Genomic DNA, 21088 nt, shown 5'->3' on the forward strand with positions numbered 1-21088 from the left:
TGGGTCTCGAACCCGCATTTGCAAGCAAGAGTTAGCTTATTATGAAAACAAAAACTAATCAAAACATTAACGTCGGTGTCGATACTGGCAAGTTCCAACTCGACATTTATATTCGACCTCTCGATATCTATTTCACCGTGTCTAACGATGAAAAAGGCATTAAAGAAGCGGTGAGGCTCATTAAAAAACACCACCCAGAACGTATTGTCATTGAAGCGACGGGACGGCTTGAAATGCCGTTTATTATGGCTTGTGCGAATGCTAATTTACCCTTCGTAATCGCTAATCCTGTACACATAAAACGCTTTGCCGGTGCAATTGGCCAACGCGCTAAAACTGACAAGCTAGATGCACAGCTTATCGCCCATTATAGTGAAGCGATTAAACCTCGGCTATCGACACTAAAGCCAGAGATAATGCAGGCTATGAGCGATTTAGTCGGAAGACGAAATCAACTATTGGTGATGCAAACTATGGAGAAGAACAGACTTCAAATTCTTCCGAAAGAACTAGCGATGACTATCAAACCTATTCTGACTGTGTTTAAAAATCAGATTACAAAAATTGAAACTAAAATCGTTAATCTCATCGAATCAAACCCTGACTACCAAGCTAAAAATATCATCCTGCAAAGCATGAAAGGCATAGGTAAAATTGCTGCTGCGTCCATCATCAGCAACCTACCAGAATTAGGTTATATCAATAACAAAGAAGCCAGCTCATTAGTTGGTGTTGCACCCATGAATAAAGAAAGTGGACGTTTCAAAGGGCATAGAAAGATCCAAGGGGGTCGGCATCAAGTGAGAACGGTTTTATACATGGCCATGATGTCAGCGATACAATCTAACCCTGTTTTTAAAGAGACTTATCAGCGGTTAGTTGCGGCAGGAAAACCAAAGAAAGTGGCTATTATTGCCTGTATTAGAAAGATGGTTGTGATCTTAAATTCGATGTTAAGAGATGGTGTTTTATGGGAAGCGCCAAAAGCATAAAATTAACTATTGACGCCATAGTCTCTTGTTATGTACGTTTAACGCTAATTAAATACTGCTGCGGCTCTTCTGTTGAAGAAAAAACGGAAACGGAAAAATCTTCGGTGTCCAGTACATTTTTCTCAATATTAGATGAAGGCACTTGAACATAAGGTATGTGTAAGTACCAAAAGAACAAACCTATAAAGAGGCTACTAAAGGACAAGATCCAGCATAGATCCATCAGTGATTCATTTAAATTAAGCAAAGCATCATTTGTATTTATGGAATCACTGATAGCTGCTAACTTCGCTAATGCAATTTTTTGCTTTAGTTTATCTTCCGCTTGAAGGATTTTCTGTTCTTTATAGAAATCCACTTGAGCCTGTTCAACCGCCTTTGCTTCAGATAGTTTACTTTCTTGAGATGCCAAGCCTTGGAGTTGTTGTACCACAACAGCAGTTATTAGAAATGCAATAATGGCGACAGATGCCTTTAGAAAAAAAACATGAATTCCTGCCTGGCATAAAATTTTATCTTTCACAAATATACCTCTAAGTACATAACGTTTTAGTATTTATGCGTTGCGTTGTTTGCGACGCATAAATCGCTTGTTGGACTTGGCCAATGCCTAGTCTAGGTTAATGGGTCCGCTTTATGCTATAGGAATTTGCTTTTTTTGATGCTAGCTCTGGGCTGCAAAGCAATGTTGAATTGATTATGAGGCTTGATTTGTAGGTGTTTCATTGAAATTCCCTTGTCATTGTGGTGTTCCATCACATTTTTTTAAGTCTAACTGATTCAATAAGGTTAATAAACTCGATTAAGTCAGCATTTGGCTCCGCGCTGCGGCTTAGTTCAACGCCTAATTAACAGGCAAAAAATTGTTGGCTAAAATAAGTGAACGTAGTGAAAAAAGCTAACTGTAATTTTCAGTTTAAGCATCTTGTATGGTATTTATTCATCCCATTCACAGTATCCAAAATGACACTTTCCACCACCGGCGGATGCTTTTAGAGCAACTTCCGCGTCACACTTTTGGCAATGGTATACCATGTCATCCTTTTTACATTTTAAGCACAGAGCTCTAATAGTTAAATCACCTTGCGCATCAATGTTTAAAGCATCATAGATCATCGCTACACGACTTTTACAATAAGGACAATCAATGAAACCAGCTCCTGTATAATCAAAACAGCATGAATAACAATGCTCATTGCCATAATCTACTGCAAGTGATTCATTCTCACAGTGAACACACTTATAAACAAAATCTGATTGTTTCTTGGCGACTTTGTACATTTCATATGCATAAGGAGGGAAATTGATTAATTTTACGAAATCTTTTGAGTCTAGGTTTATTGATATAGCTTCGGATGGCCTGTCATACTCTTCAGATAAAATAGGAATAATAACTTTAACAATGAAGTATGTTAGATCGTATTTAAGGTCATATAAATCATTAGTGTCAAATTTATAGTTCAAATGTACCAATTTATTTCTAACTTTCTGAAATTCATCGATAAGGCATTTATCGTCATCATAAAGAAAAACATGATTATCAATAGCTTGCTTCTTTAGTGAATTGAATGACTTCGTATTTAGATCATTATCTTCAAATTTTGCTAAAAGCTCTTCTTCAGTAAGTGAAGAGTCTGAACCTTTGACAATCCCATGAATCCCATCTTTTTTTATAAAGTGAGCAACTAACGAAAGCTCAAAAGCAATTTGAATAAACATTGTTGAAATTGTTGCAGTTTCTTCAGTTAGTCCGTTATCTTTGGAATCATCATGGCTCACCAATTCTTTTATTGCTCTTCGAAGAAATAGCCAAGAATTTTTTCTGACTTTAGTGACAAGTTCCAAATGAGTACTCCTAAATACCTAACGTTTTAGTATTTATGCGTTGCGCTGTTTGCATGGCACAAACCGCTTGTTTGACTTGACCGTTGCCGAGTCCAGGTTAATGGATTTACGTTATGCTATAGGAATTTGCTTTTTTTGATGCTAGCTCTGGGCTGCAAAGCAATGTTGAATTGATTATGAGGCTTGATTTGTATGTGTTCAATTGCAATTCCCTTTTCATAGTGGTGTTCCATCACATTTTTTTAAGTCTAACTGATTCAATGAGGTTAATACACTCGATTGAGTCAGCATTTGGCTCCGCCTAGCGGCTTAGCTCAACGTCCATAAAATTAGAACAAAAATAATACGTTAAAATGTTGAGAAACAAAACAGCATACTGTTTTGAGTCTTGATTATTTGTTAGCCATACTTTGGTCAATACTATCAAGTAAGGTTAGAATATCCTCTACAAAACTCTCTAATACAACGTTTAGAGTCCAAGCTTTTTTAAACTCAACGCCTTTGAATTGGACTGCAATCCTACAATCAGGATCAATTAATCCACTAGGCGGCACTGTTTTTGAAAAGGAATCAGCATGAATTATTTTATCGCAGACCTGTTTTAATGTCGCAGGTTGCTCAACTAATTTTGCATCATAATATAACCATGCTGAATCAGGTAAATCTAGGTTAGGTTGGTCAATTACACCTTGATAAAGGTTAACTCTTATAGCAATTACGAGACTTAAAAGGTTACTTGATACTAAATTATGTAATGTATTTTCGACACTTTTAGACATAATCAATCTAGATGTCGTTGATGAAAGACTACTAGTTGTTAGATCCAAACCATGACAAATCAAGCACAAACGCCTAATCTCGTTAAAATCTTGCTTATGATAACCAAAGATATCGCGCACTCAACCTCCCTTTATCTCTAACAAGGCTGCAGAATAACTCTAACAACCAAATTTAATTAAATAACGAGCTCCTGTAATTAACTCTAAGCGTTTTTAAAGCATTAGGTAATGCATTTGGAACCCAGAAAAAGGCTGTTTTTCTTAAAAAAGAGTAATTCTACAGCCTCAACGCCCGGAACACGTGCCGTTTTGTATCCCCGAAGCGGCGGAGAAGCTGTCACCGTGCTGCCGCTTGTTAGGCATTGATTCTTGCCATGAGCTCCGCAAAAGATATTTCATCAACATCTCTATTTGTCCAAGCCAAGGTGACGCGCGCAGTCTTAAGCGCATCTATAAGATTTGATATTACCTCAGCACTTCCGTTTGTATGTATATAAAGCTTTCTGAGAGTCTTATCTTTTGGTTTTTTACCCTTAGAAAGTTTCTTAATTCCTATAAGATTTGTTTTATCTGCGTCATCTACAACATTAACCAAGTTGGGCGCTACTTGAGGCCAAATCTCTCTGATTTTATCTAACTTACTCTGAAGCGGAAGTTCAACTGGTATTTGACGATTTAGCTCTTCCAAAAATCTCTCAAAGCTGAACTCTCTCTCACCTCCGTCCAGCATCAATTCGTTGATGATTGCTTCTTTGTCTTGTTCTTTAAAATAGATAATGAAGTCACCATTTCTATGACTCCCGTAAGCTTTCAACTCAAGAAAAACTTGGGTATTTCTTAATTGCACAAACAGCCTGTCTTTGGACTCATTATCTTCTTGCGAAAAGAACATCATAAATACAAACCGGCCACGACCATGAATTATTTCAAAAGCCAAAGTTGGCTCAGATCGGCGAAGAGACTCATTATATATAGCCGCCAAGCCAGAAAGATTAAATTTAAAACTCATGACAATCCTTTGTAGGTACCTAAAGCGTATTAGCATGAATCCAATAAACATTCAGAGAATGCCGACTAAAATACAGCGTCCATACTACTTTAATTATTAATACTTTTAATAACTTATCAGCTTTACAACCTAAATTCAATCACGTTTTAGTTCGAATGAAGCGAGAATTTTAGTGTCATGATGATGCTCACAGAATGCATGCAGCTGTAACATTCCATCTGAAAAAATAAAAAGATCGAGGGTGATCAAAAGTTGGTGTTTGAGGGGAGCAAAAGCTATGCGGTCTTTATAGACACTCTTTAAAGGATATAACTAAACATATTCAATTACTTAAATACGACCTTACTATCCTGATATTGATTGGTTTTGATAGGGTTGATAAAACAACAACGCAACCCCCTAAATTTTTCATAAATAGTGAAGCACTGCGCTTATCCACCACCGCAGTGCACCGAGCCAGAAGGACCCATTAAAAAAGTAATGACACTCAAGAACAAAAGCCACATAAAATCAGACGCTTACTAACAACCGCACTGTCGCCATCAATAATATTTATAATCATAACTCACTCCACTAACCCTATCTCCGCCCTTCTCAACCAGTACACATAAGACTTCTTGCTATCGAATCCCATCAAGGCCCACTGCCCTTTGCATATATAGTGCGTTCTAATGGCCCGTATGCATTGCGGTGCTAACTGCTCAATCATCTGGTCGAACAGCCTAACTTCACGCGGGGGCGTTATCTCGACCACTGCCGAACTACCGTAAACAATCACCTCACCTAACTTGTCGCACTGGCTTCGGCTTGCGAACCCTTGTCCATATTCTTGATGGGCCCAATAGTTACCCCAGCGTGTTAATCCATGACGTAACGCTTTCATGTTCAGTGTCACTTGTTGATGCTGCAGCTGCTGCACATTAATCTTCGCCATTATTCTTCACCACTAATAAGCGCACTTATTTCATCAATCCCTAACTTAAACACCTGGGCGCATATTGCCGAAACATCATCAAATGGCACTCTCACATCACCCCGTTCCCAACGCTGATAAGTCCGCTCGCTTACCCCATAAATCTCGGCCACTTCGGTCTGGGTTAGCCCGCGAATATTCCTGCCCTTTTTCAAAAATTCAAACCCGCGTAATACCATTTAGCCCCCAAAAACCTCTAATTGCATATTCTTCTAACAATGATGCAGTGATCATCACAGCCACCCACTGGCAGTCAGGGTTTGACCGTTCCCAACTTCCACTGACGATCTAGGCAATATCTCGGGCGCAACAGAAGAAAACCCACGATAAATTAAATATTGATGATATTGGTCTAACGCTTGGCTCATGCCCTTATCTAAGGTTGATTTAACATACTTACGCAGCAACACAGGCAAGGCATGATTAAGCAATCGTTCACCAATCATGGTATCGACACCTAGGTCAGCAACGATGGTTCTAAATAGACGCCGTAAATCATGGCTAGTGAAATGCTTAAACCTAATCTGGGTATGCCAATCATGAGCAGAACGAATTGAAATAGCGCCAATATTGCCAGGGAACAAATAAGCCCGTTTGCCCACATGCTTAAGCTGCCAACGTTTATAATGCTCAATAAGTGCCTTAGCTGAATCGGTCATAGGCACTCGATGCTCTTGGTTATTCTTGGCATTGCTGGCAGGTATCACCCAATAATCACCCGCAAAGTGTTCCCATCGCGCTAACCGAGTTTCGTTAATGCGAGTGCCAAACATCATCATCAACACAAACAACATCTGCACCGGCATCACCACCTCACTTAAGCGAGTAAACAATTTAGCTAAATCAGACTCAAACAACCGAGTATCAACCACATCACCCACCTTAATTGAATACGTCACCCGATAACCGGCTAAAGGATTAGCATTAATCAAACGCAGCTTTGACGCCGCAGCAAACACCGCTTTTAGCTTATTCACCGCCTCACGAATGTACTTAGGCGAAAACCCCTCAACCAACATCGGCTTAACCAAATAGCCGTCAATCGTCATAAAACTCACATTCGCTAAACGAACATCAGCCAATCTAGGCAACAAATGACACTTGATCATCGACTTAATATTACTGCGCCAACTTTTGCTGTAGGTGGTGTTATTGGCAATGTGTTCCTGGTACCACTCAAGCAAACTGCCAACCGAATCAAACTGCCCCGTCACCATGCCGCCCACATTACGTTTAGCCAGCATTACCGGTAAGTCAGCACACAAGGTTTTAATACACATGCTTGGCCAGGTGCCCACCTTTTGCCAAACCGTTTTACCGTTTTCATTCAACACCAAATGAACACTCGCCCGCGTTCGGCCAGTTGCTGCACGTAAACGAATTTCAGGAAATTGAGGATCACGATAATCACGTATAACACCACCGCTTAACCAACGTTTTAACGCCGCATCGTTTAACTTGCCCACCTCAACCCCTTTCGCAGCCTTCACCATCAAGCCACCAACCTGTATTCCCAGGCATGGCACTTATCACGGCGGCGCTTTTGCTTAACCGAATGAGGCAAATCACGCCATCTAGCACTCAATGCCGTTTCGCTATCGTGCACACCAAACTGGTCAAAACACTGCTGCTGGATCTCATACAGGGTTAAAAAACGGCCTGTACTCAACACCACACACAAACGCTCTTTTTGGGTTAACGGTTTTTTAACTGGGTTACTCATCGTTAGCACTCCTTAAACCAAGTTGACGTCTAAACTTCGCAACAAAGGCCTTGCCCTCAGCAGGTTCAATGCGCCGTGTCGCACGGGTCGATAACGCCTTAGGTAACTCAACATCAACCAACTCACCTTTGGCAAACTTGCGGCATAAAATCTCATACTGGCGTGTGAACATGGTTAGCACATCTTTCTCAATGCCCGTCGCAAACAACCACGAGCCACATTCACGCACAGCCAACCTAACAACATCATGGCTCCACTTGTGTTTCATCGGGCTGTGATAATGTTTTTTAGCCTCACGAAACGCCGAATCCGAATCAGGCAAACCAAAATCACAAGCCGTAGGCATACACCACAACGCAAACTGGCGTGGCGTTGGCCAAAACTGGCGGTCACCCTGCTCACGTCTAGCCCTGTTCAACCCCATTTGCACTTGTTCTTTGGTGCGAACCTCTTGCAATGCCAACGTTTTAAGCCATTCACTTTTGTGGGCGGCTTCATCCTCAACCTTTGGCGCACCAACCGGAAACAACACACGAAGTTTATTAAACACACTGTCAACAATCGCCATATCCATAGCCGATGGCTGCTTGTTAGCGCGGCCAGCGTTTGGCATTCCCACCTGAGTTGAATTAATCACTGACTGAATCGATTTCATATCAAGGGATCCTCCGGGTCAAAAACAGCGTGTGACCAATCAGCCTTAACCGCTTGCCTAGCAACCAAGCCAGCGTTAACCAACCAATCAAATTCAAAACCAATCCAGCAACGTGACACGCACAACTCAAAAACCGTATCAACCGAACAACCCGCCTCAACCGCTTTCACCAAATGCGGTGCCAGGCGATTAATCGCAGTTTGGGTTAACTTGGCTTTTTTCTGCTGACGCACGGCTAACCAATCTTTAAAAACTTGATCGCTTGGCAAAGCTGGCCAACTTGAAAAATCAAAAGGTGATTTTTTTGATGTGGTGACTACATCTTTTAAAGATTCATTGACTGGTTCTAAAGTGACTGGTTCTGGGTGCAGGAGATTCACTAGGGGTAGTGCAGCAGATTCACTAGGTAGTGCAGCAGATTCACTAGGGGGTAGTGCGACAGATTCACTAGGTAGTGCAGCAGATTCACCACCTAAACCTGTGTTTTCATCAAAATCCAGATGAAAAACATTAGATGAATTACCCTTAACACCCTTGCGATATTCACGACGCAAAAAGCCCGACTTTTCGAGTTTTTTAACATGGTCCATCACGCTACGACGGCTCATTTCACACTGCTCAGCAATGTAATTATAACTAGGCCAACACTCGCCTTGGTCGTTAGCGTTATCAGCCAGTTTAAGTAAAACCAACTTACGCAGCGGATTACCCACTTTCGCCTTCATGGCCTTAACCATTAACTCCATACTCATGCGGGGCACTCCCACACAAACAATTCAGCAAACGCTAAATTGACGAAACACAAATGCTTGCGTAACATAATATTGCCTCTCTTTAGGTATTAACCCCGTGCTCAGGTCGCCAAACTTAAGCGGGGTTTCTTATTTTCAAAACACACATACAAAAAAGTTGATCATTCATTTCTGCTTTCAACATAAATATCTCGCGCCAAGTTAGTCCGTAACTGGTAATAAATATCGCGCCGTTTGATATGTTTGGCCTGATTAACTGGGTCTATTCTTGTTATCTCAATTGAACGCTCGGCGCGCTTTTCTTCCATCAGCAAATAACCCATAAACCAATCCACACTGACTTGCGGTAACAACAAGGTATTTGAATCACCTAACAGCACTTTACTCACAATCTTAACCGCAATAGCCTCTAAGCGTTCTGCGTTAACCTCAAGCAATTCGGGTTCACGCTTTAACACATCAATCATTCGGCCAACCTGTGAACGGCTAAAATTATCTAAGGTATTAAACCCATACAAAGTTGATCTATTACGTCTAAAATCGATTTCACACATAGGTGAAGCATCTTTAGCCAAGGCCGCAGCCTTCATCATCAACGCGTCAGCCTGAGCAACCAACAATGCAACCTGTGGATCAGCTGCTTCTTCCTGCTTTCTCAAAAAATCAGCAAACTCTGGTGAAATATCCTTACCTTCAACCAAACTGTTATCACTTAACTGAGTCATATCATCCCCGCTTACGCATTAATATTTTACGTTGTTCACGTTCATAATCATCACGGCAATCCGCATCGCAAAAACGTTCAACCGTCGGTGATTCGCAATAAAAACAACGTCCAGTTAATGGCGGTAAATTCGGTTTTGTCTTGGCCAATACACTGGTTAAATGCTGTTCAACTATTTTGTTAGCTTCATCAACGTTATCAGCCATAACTAACCAACTGACTTAAGTGATTTGTTCGACAAATAAGGGTAACTACGCTCAAAAACATCCATAGCCGCCTGAGTAGTACCGCGCGACTCACGTAATTCGCGGTAAGCTTGCTCAATTTCATGGCGAGTAGGTTCAATACCCAATCGAATTACCGCTATTTGCGCCTCACAATTTTCCTTTGTTAGCGTTGCAGCCAAATCATTAGTGCTTAACGACAACCCATCACTAACGTGATCAACCACCACAGTCACACCGACCATGTTATAAACATCGTTCAAATAACGAATGCGCAACTCAACAGGCATCGCGGCCAATATCGCCTGTTCAACATGAAACAAGCGTTCAGGCACCGCATGCTGCCCTTCGTACTGCCCAAGCCAGCGGAATATCTTTTGCGCATTTACTCGCGCATCGTTGTAAATATCATCCGAGTAGGTAAACGTAATCCCCTCTTTAGCCAATACCGTCGCCAGCTTTAAGTCATCAACCGCCTGGACTACCGCAGTGGCCAACACCGAACGGCTGACTTTTGGCAACTCAAGCCAGGCATTAATGGCTTTCATCAATAAATTTAATCGTGATACTTGTTTCATGTGCTTTCCCTTACTACCAACTAAAATTAAACTGCTTGCTTGATTAACAGAAAATTCGCTTTAAGTTTGCCGTTTGTAAGAACCTGAATCTGATAAGCCCGAAGTTCAGGAACAGTCTCCCCCCACTTTGAAATTGCTGGCTGAGAAACATCAATAGCTTTAGCTAAACGACCTTGCCCCCCAAAGTGAGCAATAACATCAGCTGTCTTCATAACGACTCCAATAAATTAATAACAACACGATAATATAACTATAGTTAATTAACCGCAACAATTAATAATAACTTTGGTTAGTGGTCGATTTATAACTTAGGTAATATAATTAACTTATGAAAACACTTGCCCAAAACCTACAAGAAAAACTAAAGGCTTCTGGATTAACACAGAAGGAATTAGCTGAACGCGCCAACATCTCTCAGGTGATGGTGCATAAACTCATTTCTGGCAAAGCAAAAGAATCATCTAAATTAGTAGCTATCGCTAATGTTTTAGGGACAACTGCTGAAGAGTTAACAACTGGAAAAATAAGGGGATCTGTTGAAGCCAATGCCGAATGGGCAGGCCCTATGGAAACGTGGGACAGTAAAACACCACTGAGTGATGATGAAGTAGAGATACCGTTTTATATGGAAGTAGAATTAGCCGCAGGACAAGGCATAGCAGAGGCGCCCCATTACCACGGGCCTAAACTTCGTTTTGCCAAATCAACCTTAAGAAAATCAAACGTAGACCCAGCAAATGCCGCATGCGTTCGGGTCAGTGGCAACAGTATGGAACCCGTATTACCTAATGGTTCAACTGTGGGTGTAGACACATCACAAACTAACGTTATCGACGGCAAAATGTATGCAATTAACCATGATGGAATGCTACGTATTAAAACCCTGTACAAGTTACCTGGTGGTGGTTTGCGCCTTCGCAGCTTCAATCTAGACGAATGGCCTGATGAACGCTTTGATGGTGATGATATGAAACACATCACCATTGTAGGGAAAGTATTTTGGTATTCGGTGTTGCTTTAAAATAAACCAATATTATTTGGTCAACAAAGAGGGCATGAATTAGAACGTTTTTGTCCATAAACGGTTTAGGGTGGTGACTCATTTCCCCAAAGTTTGTTTCCCTCCTAATTATGCAAAATCAAATATTGAGTAATAGTACCCAAAAATAAAGCCAATGATGTTTAAGCTTTCAAGCAGAATTCCCATGCACATGTAGTCGGCTGGTATATTTGGGGTATTTGAAGTAAGTTATTGTAAGTATATTGAATAATAATTCGTATTTAGTCTTCTTTTACGTGGTAAATTCACATGCGTGTTAATCCCAATAAGTGCGCATGCGCACTGTACAAATGCTATACGATTTTCAGGTTGAGGTGTTTTCAATGAAAAAGGTAATCTCAGTTACAGTCTTAGGTTTGTCAGTCTTAGGTTTGTCATTATTGGGGTGTAATCATAATTATGAAGGGGAGTATTTAGCGACAGAAGGAGTTGACTGCACCCTAAATTCTAATATAAATAGTAACGATGTTTTTCTTGAAATTAGTCTTCAGAGTGAAGGTTATACTGCTATCGCACCAAGGGTGTTAAATTTGGGGCTGGGATCTAAAAGTGATGGGACGGCATCGCCATCTGAAGATGATATATTAAATTTTAACTTTTCTAAACGTGGACCGAGAGTAAGGGGAGCACCTACAAATCCAAGCCCCTTTAAGTCGGTCTCAATGTCAATAAAGGTCCATCCAACCAAGCATAATCATATATTAATTCATGAGTCGTATGCTTCACTCATTGACGATAATAATGGCTATATAAATTTGTTAAAAGCCGACCAAAAGCAGCCTAACTATATCCCTCTTTGTTTAATCAAAAAAAATACAATAAACTATCTATGGTTAAGCGCTAAAACGTTTTTGTCCACAAACAAGTTTGGAAGGCCCTAATATAGTGTCCAGTTTTTATTGGTCGCTACATTGCCACCATGGTAAATAATAGCCACTATCTCATCAGCTCTAATTGAAGATCTTAACGTTTCAATCACACTCAGCCTCCCCCTTAGTTCAATAGTTTATTTATAACACCAACCTTAATACAAGTTATAAGAAATCAATTAAAGAAAAAATAATTAACCAAAGTTATTGGCCACCCAATTAACCTTGGTTATATTTGTGTCGTACCCAATTAATCGAGGACGGCAAAATGATACTGACAAACACCCCAACATCAGACAAAGAGCGCATCGAACATGCCCACTTAACCAGTGTTCGTTTTGCCTGCCTGTTAACCACCAAACAAGACCCAATGGAATGCGAACGAGTACAACAGCGCATCGCCAAACTTGAACGCCAGCTAATGACATGCAACCCAAGCCAGCTTTTCAGTAAGCAGTTTGAAAACCAAGCCGGTGAACTGGGTAATGAGTTAGCCCTGCGATACAACTACAACACAGGTCGCATCACCTTATGGCGTAACACACCACTACATCAAACCGGCAAAGTATTTCAGTTAAGAGCAAGCATATGAGCGCCGCAACTGAATATTGCGACCGTGAAATAGCCAAGTGCAAAGACATGATCCGCAACTGGCCACACGAAGCACCATGCCTTAACCGCTTAATTAAAGGCTGGCAACGCACTAAGCAGCAGTTAAAGAACAGTGAATCAATCAACAATGCTAAGGATTGAGTATGAGTAAAATACAAGCAGCAACAATTGAACGTGATGAAGGTTATTGGACGCACCCAGACTTACCTGAATGGAATGAAGGTACTACACGAGCGGAATGCGAGGCGTGGGCGGCAGATAATGGCGGTGAGTTTGTGGTGATTCGGTTTGAATATGATGCACCTGAAAAGCTTATCGATAGTTACTTTGAACAAGGTGAGACTGATATCAGTGATTGGCTCCCTGTTTGCAAAAAAGCTTGTTCATTCTTACTGAGTATTCACGATACAGAAAATGGCCCAGTTGCATTGTTCTTCGCACCTAAAGATAAGGACTTAGCATGAAATACCTAATCCAAGGCGGTGAAAGCGCTGAACGTTTGCAGCTGCTATTGCAACTCACCAACATTGAATCGCCCGACATAGTGGCCGCGTTAAATGACCACTTCGTCACAGGCCATCAAGATACGGTTGCTGCTATTCGAAACAACGTTAAAAAAAGCAATCTATCACGAGCTGTCACACGATTAGAACAAGTGGCATTAACGGTCGAAAAAATCAAAGAGCTCGACTGGGCCAAGTTCAAACCAAGCAAGGTGGCATAAATGAAATCGAAAGCAGCTTTTAATCATCTTTTAGGCCACTACCGCGCCCAAAAAGTAGGATTGCCAATAAAAATGCATAGTGATGACAAAATTGGAATAGCTATAAAACTTGGCGCACTTGATTGCCTTTACTGGCAAGCATTGGGCAATGGCCTAACCAATCTTGCCAAAGGTATTGGTCGCACGATTATTCATTCTTACAAGTACCACCAAATCAGACTACCTGGTCACCCTATCACGGGCTACCAAGTTAACGGTTACCCAAAGATGGACTTAACAGTGTTATTAGGCGGTGCAGCATGACCAAAATAACCAAAACATTCAGCACTAAACAAGGCGTGGTGACGCTATCAGCACCGTTTTTTACTCTTATGCATGACCATCAGCAGATTGAAGTGACATACAAACCAAACAACTACAACGGCTGGGGTATGTGCAAAACGTTTAACGCTATTGAAGTCAGTAACTTTACCCAAGCAGATGCAGAGTTATTTGCCAGCACCGCCGATTCAAAACTACGACTACAAGGGTATGCAGTATGAGTGGATTAATCGTTGATAACTTCGCTGGCGGTGGTGGTGCAAGTACCGGTATTGCATGGGCAATTGGGCGCAGCGTTGACATTGCAATCAATCATGACCCAGATGCAATTGCCATGCATGCAGCCAATCACCCAGATACATTGCATTATTGCGAGTCAGTATTTGATATTGACCCAGTGCAAGCCACTGCAGGTAAGCCAGTTGATTTGGCATGGTTTAGCCCAGACTGTAAGCACTTTTCAAAAGCCAAAGGCAGCAAGCCAGTTAATAAAGAAATACGGGGTCTTGCATGGGTGACTATTCGCTGGGCAATGAAAGTACGCCCAAAAGTCATCATGTTAGAAAACGTAGAAGAATTTAAAACGTGGGGACCATTAATTGAATGCCCTAATACTGGTGAAATGCGACCAAACCCTGAACTTAAAGGGGAAACGTTCGAAGCATTTGTGAACATGTTAAGCACGGGTATTGATGCTGATCACCCTGCACTCACCGAATGCGTTGACACCCTTGGGCTTGTTAATACCGCCAAACTAATTAAAGGCCTTGGCTATAAAGTTGAATGGCGTGAAATGCGTGCATGTGATTTTGGTTCGCCAACCATTCGCAAACGCTTCTTTATGATTGCACGTTGCGATAATCAACCAATCGTATGGCCACAACCAACACACGGCGCACCAAATAGTGAAGGTGTAAAACTAGGTACATTAAAACCCTGGCGAACGGCAGCAGAATGCATTGATTGGTCGATACCATGCAAATCAATATTTGGCCGCAAACGCCCATTAGCCGAAAACACAATGAAGCGAATAGCCAAAGGTATTCAAAAATTTGTAATCGACTCAGCCAACCCGTTTACTGCACCGGCACAAGTAACGATTACGCCATTCGTCACTGAATGCGCTAACGCCAGTGCCCAACGCAACATGCCTGCTGATGAACCGTTAAGGACTATTTGCGCTGAAGTTAAAGGCGGTCACTTTGCGCTAGTCACAAGCCACATGGTCAAAATGCGCGGCACTAACATCGGGTTTGAAATGACTGAACCTGCTCACACCATCACCGCTGGGGGTTTGCACCTAGGCGAAGTGCGAGCGTTCTTCATCAAATACTACGGTAATGAACAAGACGGCGTTGCTTGTAACGAACCGCTGCACACGATTACTACTAATGACCGATTTGGGTTAGTGATCATCAAAGGTGAGCCATACCAAATAGTTGATATTGGACTACGCATGCTTGAACCACATGAGCTATTTGCATGCCAGGGATTTAATTCAGATTACATCATTAGCGATTACAACGGTAAAACTACCAAGAAACAACAAGTCGCACGGGTGGGTAATAGCGTACCACCACAACTTTCAGAGGCCTTGGTAAAAGCCAACCTACCAGAACAATGCACTCAACTAGCAAAAGTCGCCTAAGGGGTTATATGAAGAAGTCAGACGTTATCAAAGAAGCATTAAAACAATGGTATGCCCTTCCGCGCGATCAGGTCGGCTCATGCCAGCATGACATGAAAACATTAGCAGAAAAGCTTAAAAAGGAAGGTCAATAATGAATAATTTAGATCAACAAGAAAATCACACCAATACCGGAATGCAACAAGAACCATTGTTCCTTAACACTAAAGAAGTCATGGTGCGCTATCGAATCTGCTCTACTGCTACATTATGGAAGTGGCGCAAAAATCTTGGTTTCCCAAACCCAATTCATAATGGGCGATTTTACAACATACAAGCACTTAAAAAGTGGGATGAAGAGCAATTGGCATCTTAAGGCAAAGTATCCAACACCATTACATTCATTTCTCCTTTAGCAGACAGCAGCAGTTTTTCCGTCCACATTTGGTAAGCTGCTGCTTGCTCATCTAGCCAATCATGCTTGTTGTACACAGCCATCACACCGCCAAGGACATGACCTAGCATTTTTTCTGTTACATGAGGCAATATACCAAGCTCAGAAAGTCTCGTTGAAATAGTTCTTCTGAAATCATGCAGTCTCCAGTCTGGAATATCTACTCTTGGTCTAATTTCTCTGACTAATTTATTAACCGACGCTATACCAACAGGCTTTTTATAATCATTTGGCGCTGGAAAAGTCCATTGAGAGCGATGTAAAGACCATTGCTCTTGAAGCAGCTCGAGTAAAGCTGGGCTTATTGGTCGCCTGATAGGTTGGTTAGTTTTACTGTTAACAACCGGAACAGTCCACACCATGCTGTCTAAATCAAAATCAGCACGACTTGATTTAAGTAGCTCAGACACCCTCGCCCCGGTCATCATGCAAGCCTTTATAGAATTAGTGATGGTTCTGGTTGCTCTTGTTTTATCTAGCTCACGCCAAATCTTCCCGCATTCGAGTACGGTTAACACTCGTGAACCAACTGTCGAAGCAGAGCCAATGTCTGATACTCTAAGCTGTAACACATCAACCGATTTGATTAATTGTCTTCTTACAGACCAATTTAGTATTGTCTTTAACTGTTTTAATATCGCGCCAGAGGTTACTCGACTCACTTTTGATTTTTCATCAAAGAAGTCAATCCATTCTCCAAGTGTAATATCATCAACTAACCTATCATCAAAAGCATCAAACAAATGCACCCGAAAACATGATTGATAAGTGGCAATAGTTCCTGGCTTTAACGAGCTACCTTGTTTAAGTAAAAACTGTTCGCAGCAATATCGGACATTCACTTTGCCTCTTCTGGTATTGCGTTGTTTCCAATACACTCTTGGATCTGTATCATTCGCTAATGCGTTTCTCAGTTCAGGTACAAATTTTCGAGCTTCAGATAATTTAACATCAGGATAGCGACCTAATGTTAAACGTCCAACAGAAGAGCGAAAACGGAAGCGATATTGCCAAGTTACAGTTCCTGCATTGCTAATGCGGACACTTAAACCATCACGGTCAGCAATTTCAGGTTTACCCGTGTATGGTTTTCCGCTTATAGAACGTAACTGTGTGTCAGATAAAGACATTTAAAAAACCTGTGTACAGATTTATTGCTCGATATAACAAGTTTATGACACAAAACCAAATATGTACACACAGGTGTACTCAGCACCTAAAGCAGTAGAATAAAAACAACCAAATTAGAATGAAAGGTTTAAAGCAGATTTAACCATGATTTACATGAAGTTAAATGCAAAAATGAGCAAAATTAAATGAAAATAAATCATGAAGAAACGCCTTCACTTTACTGGCACGATTATGAAACATTCGGGGCAAATCCAGCCAAGGACCGCCCTTGCCAGTTTGCCGGGATCCGCACGGATCTTGAATTAAATATTATCGGCGAGCCAGAAACCTTTTATTGCCAGCTTGCGCCCGATTATTTACCTTCGCCAGAAGCGATACTAATCACCGGAATAACGCCACAACTGGCTAATGGTAAGGGTATGCCTGAAGCTGAGTTCATGAAGCGTATTAATGAATTATTCAGCCAACCTAATACCTGTGTTGTCGGCTACAATTCCTTACGCTTTGATGACGAAGTCAGCCGTTATGGTTTTTATCGTAACTTTATCGACCCATACGCACGGGAATGGCAGCAGGGGAATTCGCGCTGGGACTTAATTGATCTCGTTCGAGCCTGTTATGCGTTTCGTCCTGATGGCATTAGTTGGCCAACAAAGGAAGATGGCTCTCCTAGCTTCAAATTAGAGCAATTAACTGTTGCCAATGGCTTAAGCCATGAAAAAGCCCATGATGCCATGTCTGATGTATACGCAACTATCGCTATGGCTAAGCTAATAAAACAACAGCAGCCTAAATTATATGACTATTATTTTAAATTACGCCGTAAACAAGCTGTAAGTGATCAAATTGATGTTTTAAAAATGCAGCCTTTGGTGCATGTGAGTTCTAAAATTAGCGCACTCAATGGCTGCACCACATTAATTGCCCCAGTGACTTTTCATCCGACCAATAAAAATGCCGTTATTTGTATCAATTTATCCATGGATATCTCACCTTTATTGACATTAACGGCTGAAGAAATTCAAGCTAGAATGTATACTTCACGCGCAGATTTAGCACCAGGTGAACTGCCTATCCCTATTAAGCAAATTCACATTAATAAATGTCCGTTTATTGGCTCTGCTAAGTTATTAGATGATGATGTAGCACTGCGGTTAAATGTGGATAAAGCCTTCGCCCGAGAGCAATATAAACGCCTAAAACAATCAAGCGATATTCGTGAGAAATTAAATGCTGTATTTGAAATAGAATCAGATAGGCCAGCGATAACTAACCCTGACCTAATGCTCTACAGTGGCGGTTTTTTCAGTCATGCTGATAAAACCAAAATAGACATAGTAAGCCATACTCAACCGCAGAATTTAGCCGCATTGGAATTACAGTTTGATGACCCTCGTATTAATACCATGCTATTTCGTTATCGAGCTCGTAATTACCCACATACATTAAGCCACCTAGAAAGCCTTAAGTGGCGTGAATACTGCCAAGAGCAGTTAATGAATGCCGATTATGTGATGCGTCTCGAAAACTTAGTTGAAGAAACCAGCGACAATGAACACAAACAAAAGCTATTAAAAGCCCTGTATCAATACTTACAATCACTTTAGTTTATTCATTTTAGTCATAAGCTTAAGCCCAAATATGACGTTTTTTATTTTAAGGATAAGGGAAAATGCAAAATCGATTTATAGATGGTATCAATCAACTGCCAAAGCCACTTGCAACAGCTTTAGTGCCATTATTAAGTGATGATTTCGGTGGTCATATTAATGCCATTCAATTATCAAATTTAATGACCACAAGCCAATTAAATGAACAAGATCTTTTAATGGCTTTGTTACCCATAGCAGCAGCACTAGCAAGTCCAAGCCTTAGCCAGTTTTATGTTGGCGCAATTGTAAAAGGCAGCAGTGGTGATATTTATATGGGAGCCAACCTTGAGTTACCTGGAGAAGCACTGTTTCACACTGTTCATGCTGAGCAAAGTGCTATAAGCCATGCATGGCTGTGTGGCGAAACACATATAATGGACATAGTTGTTAATTTCAGCCCTTGTGGTCATTGCCGTCAATTCATCAACGAACTTGTTGATGGCAGTAAAATCAATATTCACTTACCGGGTCAAGCAACTGCGCCATTGAGCCATTACTTACCGTATGCATTTGGGCCTAAAGACTTAAATGTGACCCGCCCATTACTGTCAAAAAGCCATATTGAGTTTGCTTTAGAGTCAAATGACCCTGTCATTATCGAAGCGTTAGATCAAGTAGGGTTAAGTTATGCCCCTTATACTCATTGTCATGCTGCAGTTGTGTTAGAAACCCATGACGGCGCTACTTTTTGTGGACGATATGCTGAAAATGCGGCGTTTAATCCCTCTATGCAGCCAATGCAGATGGCACTATCAAACTTGATAAGACACAATCGAGACTATAGCGAGATTAAACGTGCGATATTAATTGAGTCATCTAAAGGCATGATAAGCCTTGTTGGCGCGGCTATGGATGCCTTACATACTGTCGCGGCAGTGGAATTAGAACATATTGTAGTAGAGCCAACTGATATCTAGTAGACACCTATATTTTAAAAAAAGGACTGCATCATAGCAGTCCTTTTTATTTGTATATGAAATAGATGCTTAACGATTCTTCTCTAGACGTGCTAATAAACTTGAAGTATCCCATCGATTGCCTTTCATTGCTTGAACGTCAGCGTAGAATTGATCAACCAGTGCAGTCACAGGCAAAGTCGATCCATTACGTCGAGCTTCATCAAGTGCTATACCCAAATCTTTACGCATCCAGTCAATAGCAAACCCAAAGTTATACTCGCCTTGCCACATGGTTTTATAGCGATTCTCCATTTGCCAGCTTTGTGCGGCTCCCTGGCTAATAACTTCAATCACCTTCAAACCATCAAGACCAGCACTTTTGGCAAAGTGTAATCCTTCTGCCAAACCTTGAACCACACCTGCGATACAAATTTGATTGACCATTTTAGTTAGTTGTCCTGAACCAACCGGCCCTAATAACTCAGCACAGCGACTATAAGCAGCAATAACAGGTTTAACGGCATCAAAAGTAGCCTGTTCGCCACCCATCATGACAGTAAGCATGCCTTTTTCGGCCCCTGCTTGACCGCCTGAAATAGGTGCATCTAAGAAGGCAATGTCTTTGGCAGCTAACACTGCAAAAATTTCACGGGCAACGTCAGCGGATGCTGTCGTGTGGTCAACTAAAATAGTGCCAGCATGCATACCATGAATAGCACCCTGCTCACCTAAAACAACCTGACGTAAATCATCGTCATTACCCACACAGGTAAAGACAATATCCTGACCCATTGAAGCTGCTTTAGGTGTCGGAGCTGATTTACCTTGGTAAGTTTGGGTCCATAAATCTGATTTAGCCTGTGTACGATTGTACACAGTCACCTCATGCCCCTGGCTCACTAAATGACCTGCCATGGGAAATCCCATCACACCTAAACCTAAAAATGCAACCTTAGCCATAACTTCTCCGATATGTAATTAATATTTACTCAACGATTGGTTTTACGTGGGCTTCCATCTCAGCACCAATGCGTTTACGCATGTCCATTAACCGTAATGCTGAATCGCGTAAACGAATGTCATCCTCGGTCTTGGGGATCCACTCAGGTACATCTGTCGGTTTACCAGCATCATCAACCGCAACCATAATCACAATGCAATGGGTTGTTAAATGACGTTCTGAATATTTTGGGTCACCCGCTTTAACATCAATCGCCACATGCATAGATGTTGTTCCAGTGTAGATAATTTTACCAGTCACTTCGACTATGTTACCCACATGAATAGGTTTAACAAAACGAATACCACCGGCGTATACAGTAATACAATACTTTCCGCTCCAACCTGCGGCTGATGCGTAAGCGGCTAAATCGATCCACTTCATTACCGCACCGCCATGAACTTTGCCGCCAAAATTCACATCTGCAGGCTCAGCTAAAAAACGTAATGTCAGCTGTCTGTCTATACCGGCCATATATTTAATCC

Annotated in this window: 31 protein-coding genes; 14 read left to right on the forward strand and 17 right to left on the reverse strand. The window is 41.4% G+C overall.

Going from position 1 to position 21088, the window contains the following annotated elements:
• Positions 1–41: 41 nt before the first annotated feature.
• Positions 42–992 carry an IS110 family transposase gene (locus ACRWQM_RS10160; protein WP_434929890.1) on the forward strand — a complete coding sequence of 317 codons (951 nt, stop codon included), beginning with the start codon at positions 42–44 and terminating at the stop codon, positions 990–992.
• A gap of 28 nt (positions 993–1020) precedes the next feature.
• On the opposite strand, the gene ACRWQM_RS10165 is transcribed toward ACRWQM_RS10160, so the two are convergent.
• From ACRWQM_RS10165 to ACRWQM_RS10230, 14 genes are all read right to left on the reverse strand, one after another.
• Entirely contained in the window at positions 1021–1515 is a 495-nt protein-coding gene (locus ACRWQM_RS10165; protein ID WP_434929891.1) for a hypothetical protein, read from the reverse strand.
• Positions 1516–1928: 413 nt separating this feature from the next.
• Entirely contained in the window at positions 1929–2837 is a 909-nt protein-coding gene (locus ACRWQM_RS10170) for a hypothetical protein (protein ID WP_434929892.1), read from the reverse strand.
• Between the two features lie 392 nt (positions 2838–3229).
• A complete protein-coding gene (locus ACRWQM_RS10175; RefSeq protein ID WP_434929893.1) occupies positions 3230–3736 on the reverse strand; it encodes a hypothetical protein in 507 nt (168 codons plus the stop codon).
• Positions 3737–3971: 235 nt separating this feature from the next.
• The gene (locus ACRWQM_RS10180) at positions 3972–4625 is read right to left on the reverse strand and encodes a hypothetical protein (RefSeq protein ID WP_434929894.1); all 654 of its coding nucleotides are present in this window, start codon (positions 4623–4625) and stop codon (positions 3972–3974) included.
• Between the two features lie 565 nt (positions 4626–5190).
• Entirely contained in the window at positions 5191–5559 is a 369-nt protein-coding gene (locus ACRWQM_RS10185; RefSeq protein ID WP_434929895.1) for a hypothetical protein, read from the reverse strand.
• Positions 5559–5777 carry a helix-turn-helix domain-containing protein gene (locus ACRWQM_RS10190; protein ID WP_434929896.1) on the reverse strand — a complete coding sequence of 73 codons (219 nt, stop codon included), beginning with the start codon at positions 5775–5777 and terminating at the stop codon, positions 5559–5561. Before ACRWQM_RS10190 ends, ACRWQM_RS10185 begins: the two co-directional genes overlap by 1 nt.
• Before the next feature lie 54 nt (positions 5778–5831).
• Positions 5832–7091, reverse strand: coding sequence for a tyrosine-type recombinase/integrase (locus ACRWQM_RS10195; RefSeq protein ID WP_434929897.1), 1260 nt, complete (start codon positions 7089–7091; stop codon positions 5832–5834).
• Positions 7091–7321, reverse strand: coding sequence for a hypothetical protein (locus ACRWQM_RS10200; protein ID WP_434929898.1), 231 nt, complete (start codon positions 7319–7321; stop codon positions 7091–7093). Before ACRWQM_RS10200 ends, ACRWQM_RS10195 begins: the two co-directional genes overlap by 1 nt.
• Positions 7314–7976, reverse strand: coding sequence for a replication protein P (locus tag ACRWQM_RS10205; RefSeq protein ID WP_434929899.1), 663 nt, complete (start codon positions 7974–7976; stop codon positions 7314–7316). Before ACRWQM_RS10205 ends, ACRWQM_RS10200 begins: the two co-directional genes overlap by 8 nt.
• Positions 7973–8728, reverse strand: coding sequence for a helix-turn-helix domain-containing protein (locus ACRWQM_RS10210; protein ID WP_434929900.1), 756 nt, complete (start codon positions 8726–8728; stop codon positions 7973–7975). Before ACRWQM_RS10210 ends, ACRWQM_RS10205 begins: the two co-directional genes overlap by 4 nt.
• Before the next feature lie 161 nt (positions 8729–8889).
• Positions 8890–9453 (reverse strand): hypothetical protein, encoded by a 564-nt coding sequence (locus ACRWQM_RS10215; protein ID WP_434929901.1) that lies wholly within the window; start codon positions 9451–9453, stop codon positions 8890–8892.
• Between the two features lies 1 nt (position 9454).
• Positions 9455–9658, reverse strand: coding sequence for a hypothetical protein (locus ACRWQM_RS10220; protein ID WP_434929902.1), 204 nt, complete (start codon positions 9656–9658; stop codon positions 9455–9457).
• Between the two features lie 2 nt (positions 9659–9660).
• The gene (locus ACRWQM_RS10225; protein WP_226410162.1) at positions 9661–10254 is read right to left on the reverse strand and encodes a toxin YdaT family protein; all 594 of its coding nucleotides are present in this window, start codon (positions 10252–10254) and stop codon (positions 9661–9663) included.
• A gap of 26 nt (positions 10255–10280) precedes the next feature.
• Positions 10281–10466 (reverse strand): Cro/CI family transcriptional regulator, encoded by a 186-nt coding sequence (locus tag ACRWQM_RS10230; RefSeq protein WP_434929903.1) that lies wholly within the window; start codon positions 10464–10466, stop codon positions 10281–10283.
• A gap of 116 nt (positions 10467–10582) precedes the next feature.
• Here ACRWQM_RS10230 and ACRWQM_RS10235 point away from each other — a divergent pair, with 116 nt between their 5' ends.
• From ACRWQM_RS10235 to ACRWQM_RS10285, 11 genes are all read left to right on the forward strand, one after another.
• The gene (locus ACRWQM_RS10235; protein ID WP_434929904.1) at positions 10583–11275 is read left to right on the forward strand and encodes an XRE family transcriptional regulator; all 693 of its coding nucleotides are present in this window, start codon (positions 10583–10585) and stop codon (positions 11273–11275) included.
• Between the two features lie 362 nt (positions 11276–11637).
• Complete coding sequence (locus tag ACRWQM_RS10240) at positions 11638–12195, forward strand: hypothetical protein (RefSeq protein ID WP_434929905.1); 558 nt, start codon at positions 11638–11640, stop codon at positions 12193–12195.
• 256 nt (positions 12196–12451) lie between these two features.
• Complete coding sequence (locus ACRWQM_RS10245) at positions 12452–12775, forward strand: hypothetical protein (RefSeq protein WP_434929906.1); 324 nt, start codon at positions 12452–12454, stop codon at positions 12773–12775.
• Entirely contained in the window at positions 12772–12936 is a 165-nt protein-coding gene (locus ACRWQM_RS10250) for a hypothetical protein (protein WP_434929907.1), read from the forward strand. The genes ACRWQM_RS10245 and ACRWQM_RS10250 overlap by 4 nt, the downstream gene beginning before the upstream one ends.
• A gap of 2 nt (positions 12937–12938) precedes the next feature.
• Positions 12939–13259: a hypothetical protein gene (locus tag ACRWQM_RS10255; RefSeq protein ID WP_434929908.1), complete on the forward strand. Its 321-nt coding sequence runs from the start codon at positions 12939–12941 to the stop codon at positions 13257–13259.
• Positions 13256–13519: a PapB/FocB family fimbrial expression transcriptional regulator gene (locus ACRWQM_RS10260; RefSeq protein WP_434929909.1), complete on the forward strand. Its 264-nt coding sequence runs from the start codon at positions 13256–13258 to the stop codon at positions 13517–13519. The genes ACRWQM_RS10255 and ACRWQM_RS10260 overlap by 4 nt, the downstream gene beginning before the upstream one ends.
• Positions 13520–13822: a hypothetical protein gene (locus ACRWQM_RS10265; protein ID WP_434929910.1), complete on the forward strand. Its 303-nt coding sequence runs from the start codon at positions 13520–13522 to the stop codon at positions 13820–13822.
• Entirely contained in the window at positions 13819–14061 is a 243-nt protein-coding gene (locus ACRWQM_RS10270) for a hypothetical protein (RefSeq protein WP_434929911.1), read from the forward strand. Before ACRWQM_RS10265 ends, ACRWQM_RS10270 begins: the two co-directional genes overlap by 4 nt.
• Complete coding sequence (locus tag ACRWQM_RS10275; RefSeq protein ID WP_434929912.1) at positions 14058–15488, forward strand: DNA cytosine methyltransferase; 1431 nt, start codon at positions 14058–14060, stop codon at positions 15486–15488. Before ACRWQM_RS10270 ends, ACRWQM_RS10275 begins: the two co-directional genes overlap by 4 nt.
• A gap of 8 nt (positions 15489–15496) precedes the next feature.
• Complete coding sequence (locus tag ACRWQM_RS10280; RefSeq protein WP_434929913.1) at positions 15497–15622, forward strand: hypothetical protein; 126 nt, start codon at positions 15497–15499, stop codon at positions 15620–15622.
• A complete protein-coding gene (locus ACRWQM_RS10285; protein ID WP_226410172.1) occupies positions 15622–15843 on the forward strand; it encodes a hypothetical protein in 222 nt (73 codons plus the stop codon). The genes ACRWQM_RS10280 and ACRWQM_RS10285 overlap by 1 nt, the downstream gene beginning before the upstream one ends.
• Here the strand turns inward: ACRWQM_RS10285 and ACRWQM_RS10290 are convergent.
• Positions 15840–17051 (reverse strand): tyrosine-type recombinase/integrase, encoded by a 1212-nt coding sequence (locus ACRWQM_RS10290; protein ID WP_434929914.1) that lies wholly within the window; start codon positions 17049–17051, stop codon positions 15840–15842. The genes ACRWQM_RS10285 and ACRWQM_RS10290 overlap by 4 nt on opposite strands.
• Positions 17052–17237: 186 nt before the next feature.
• Here ACRWQM_RS10290 and sbcB point away from each other — a divergent pair, with 186 nt between their 5' ends.
• Positions 17238–18659 carry an exodeoxyribonuclease I gene (sbcB, locus tag ACRWQM_RS10295; RefSeq protein WP_434929915.1) on the forward strand — a complete coding sequence of 474 codons (1422 nt, stop codon included), beginning with the start codon at positions 17238–17240 and terminating at the stop codon, positions 18657–18659.
• Between the two features lie 65 nt (positions 18660–18724).
• Entirely contained in the window at positions 18725–19621 is an 897-nt protein-coding gene (gene cdd / locus ACRWQM_RS10300; RefSeq protein WP_434929916.1) for a cytidine deaminase, read from the forward strand.
• 69 nt (positions 19622–19690) lie between these two features.
• On the opposite strand, the gene ACRWQM_RS10305 is transcribed toward cdd, so the two are convergent.
• Both ACRWQM_RS10305 and ACRWQM_RS10310 read right to left on the reverse strand, forming a co-directional pair.
• Positions 19691–20563 carry an NAD(P)-dependent oxidoreductase gene (locus ACRWQM_RS10305; protein ID WP_434925926.1) on the reverse strand — a complete coding sequence of 291 codons (873 nt, stop codon included), beginning with the start codon at positions 20561–20563 and terminating at the stop codon, positions 19691–19693.
• 25 nt (positions 20564–20588) lie between these two features.
• The gene (locus tag ACRWQM_RS10310) at positions 20589–21077 is read right to left on the reverse strand and encodes an acyl-CoA thioesterase (RefSeq protein WP_226410177.1); all 489 of its coding nucleotides are present in this window, start codon (positions 21075–21077) and stop codon (positions 20589–20591) included.
• Positions 21078–21088 lie beyond the last annotated feature (11 nt).

It is taken from the genome of Shewanella sp. HL-SH5 (assembly GCF_051163755.1).
Lineage (GTDB): Bacteria > Pseudomonadota > Gammaproteobacteria > Enterobacterales > Shewanellaceae > Shewanella > Shewanella glacialimarina.